The organism is Alistipes sp. ZOR0009, assembly GCF_000798815.1.
Taxonomy (GTDB): domain Bacteria; phylum Bacteroidota; class Bacteroidia; order Bacteroidales; family ZOR0009; genus Acetobacteroides.
In genome coordinates this window covers 1-309 of record NZ_JTLD01000124.1, presented here as the reverse complement: position 1 = coordinate 309, position 309 = coordinate 1, and the positions used below count along the sequence as shown (strand labels likewise).

The 309-nt window shown below is 58.9% G+C and carries 1 pseudogene; it reads right to left on the bottom strand.

Annotated elements, in window-relative coordinates:
* A pseudogene (locus tag L990_RS20310) lies at positions 1–309 on the bottom strand (disulfide bond formation protein DsbD); the annotation flags it as partial.

Below are 309 nucleotides of genomic sequence, written 5' to 3'. Positions count from 1 at the left end.
AGGCTAACGAGAAGCCCAGCATCGCCACCACGGGTAGCAGCACCGCACCGCCCATCGACTGAACCAGCACCGAGCCTACAATGGGCCCCGTGCACGAGAACGAAACCAGCACCAGCGTAAGCGCCATGAAGAAGGGGCCGCCCCAGCCGCCCTTGTCCACCTGCGAGTCGGTTTTGCTGATCATCCAGCTGGGCAGCGTAATCTCGAACATGCCGAAGAAGGAGAACGCGAAAACCATGAAGATCGCAAAGAAGAGCAGGTTGGGCAGCCAGTGGGTGCTTATAAAGTTGGCGAAGTCGGCGCCAAAAA